The 2,173-nt window shown below is 68.8% G+C and carries 1 protein-coding gene; it reads right to left on the bottom strand.

The window, feature by feature from the left end; genetic code table 11:
• Positions 1 to 47: 47 nt before the first annotated feature.
• On the bottom strand, positions 48 to 2,173 hold a 2,126-nt coding region (gene infB, locus VOI19_RS18450), incomplete at its 5' end, for a translation initiation factor IF-2 (RefSeq protein ID WP_323794402.1).

Raw genomic sequence — 2,173 nt, 5'->3', positions numbered from 1 at the left:
TTTCACCACTGAGGTGGTGAAACTCCCGCTTCGCGAGCACAGCTCGATCAGCCGCGCGGGATCTCGCGCATCTCGAAGGCCTCCACGACATCGCCTTCCTTGATGTCGCTGAAGTTCTTCAGCACCAGACCGCACTCGAAGCCCTCGCGGACCTCGGACGCGTCGTCGCGCTCACGCTTGAGCGAGGCGAGGTCGAGGTTGTCGGCCACCACCTTGCCGTCGCGGACGATGCGGACCTTCGCGTTGCGTCGGATGGTTCCGGCGGTGACCATGCAACCGGCGATCTTGCCGATCTTGGAGCTGGAGAAGATCGCACGGATCTCCGCCTGACCCAAGGAGGCCTCCTCGAACTCCGGCTTGAGCATGCCCTTGAGCGCTGCCTCGATCTCGTCGATGGCCTGGTAGATGACGGTGTAGTACCGGATCTCCACGCCTTCCTTGTCGGCCATCTCGCCGGCCCGACCCTGGGGCCGGACGTTGAAGCCGACGATGATCGCGTCGGAGGCAGCGGCGAGGTCGACGTTGGTCTCGGTGATCGCACCGACACCGCGGTCGATGACGCGGATGCCCACGTCGTCGCCCACGTCGATCTGCGACAGCGCGTCCTCGAGAGCCTCGACCGAGCCGGACACGTCGCCCTTCAGGATCAGGTTCAGCTCTTGCGTGCCGCCCTTCTCCATGGAGGCCATGAAGTCCTCGAGCGTACGACGCACGCGTCGCTTGGCCTGCATGGCCGCACGCTCACGCGCCTCACGCTTCTCGGCGATCTGGCGAGCCATCCGGTCGTCCTCGACCACGAGGAAGTTCTGGCCTGCACCAGGAACGCTGCTCAGACCGAGGACCATCGCGGGACGCGACGGGTCGGCCTCGGTGATCTCCTCGCCGTGCTCGTCGAGCATGGCCCGGACCCGGCCGTAGGCCGGACCCGCCACGATCGAGTCGCCGACGCGCAGCGTGCCGCGCTGGACCAGGATCGTGGCCACCGGACCGCGACCGCGGTCGAGGTGCGCCTCGATGACCAGACCCTGAGCGTCCTGCGCCGGGTTGGCACGCAGGTCCAGGGAGGCGTCCGCCGTCAGCACGATCGCCTCGAGCAGCTTGTCGAGGTTGAGCTCGGCCTTGGCCGAGACCTCGACGAACATCGAGTCGCCGCCGTACTCCTCGGGCACCAGGCCGTACTCGGTGAGCTGACCCTTGACCTTGGTCGGGTCGGCCTCGGGCTTGTCCATCTTGTTGATGGCCACCACGATCGGCACGCCCGCGGCCTTGGCGTGGTTGAGCGCCTCGACCGTCTGCGGCATGACGCCGTCGTCAGCCGCCACCACGAGGACGGCGATGTCGGTCGCCTGGGCACCACGGGCACGCATCGAGGTGAAGGCCTCGTGACCCGGGGTGTCGATGAAGGTGATCCGACGCTCGCTGTCGTCGACCTCGGTCGCGACCTGGTAAGCACCGATGTGCTGGGTGATGCCACCGGCCTCCTTGTCGACGACGTTGGCGTTGCGCAGCGCGTCGAGGAGCTTGGTCTTTCCGTGGTCGACGTGACCCATGACGGTGACGACCGGCGGTCGGATGACCAGGTCGTCCTCGCCGCCCTCGTCGGCACCGAACTCGATGTCGAAGGTCTCGAGCAGCTCGCGGTCCTCGTCCTCGGGGGAGACGACCTCGACGACGTAGTTGAGCTCCTCGCCGAGCAGGTGCAGCACCGCGTCGTTGACCGACTCGGTGGCCGTGACCATCTCGCCGAGGTGGAAGAGCATCTGCACCAGCGAAGCCGGCTCGACGCCGATCTTGTCGGCGAAGTCGGTCAGCGAGGCGCCACGAGCGAGACGGACCGTCTCACCGTTGCCCTTGCGGACCCGCATGCCGCCGATCGTCGGGGCCTCCATGGCCTCGAATTCCTGACGACGCGCCCGCTTGGACTTGCGACCGCGACGCGACGGACCACCAGCGCGCCCGAAAGCACCCTGGGTCTGGCCGCGCTGGCCGGGACGAGTCGGACGGGCACCGCTGGGGAACCCACCGGGACGACCCGGCGTGCTGCCGGGCGCTCCACCGGGACCACCGCGACCGGGGGCGCCGGGGCGACCTCCCGGACCACCGCGACCGGGGGCTCCGCCGGGGCCACCGCGAGCGCCGCCGGGACCACCGGGGCCACGACCGCCTCGGGCGC

The organism is Nocardioides sp. (genome assembly GCF_034670285.1).
Lineage (GTDB): Bacteria > Actinomycetota > Actinomycetes > Propionibacteriales > Nocardioidaceae > Nocardioides.
This window is presented reverse-complemented; position numbering and strand designations above follow the sequence as displayed.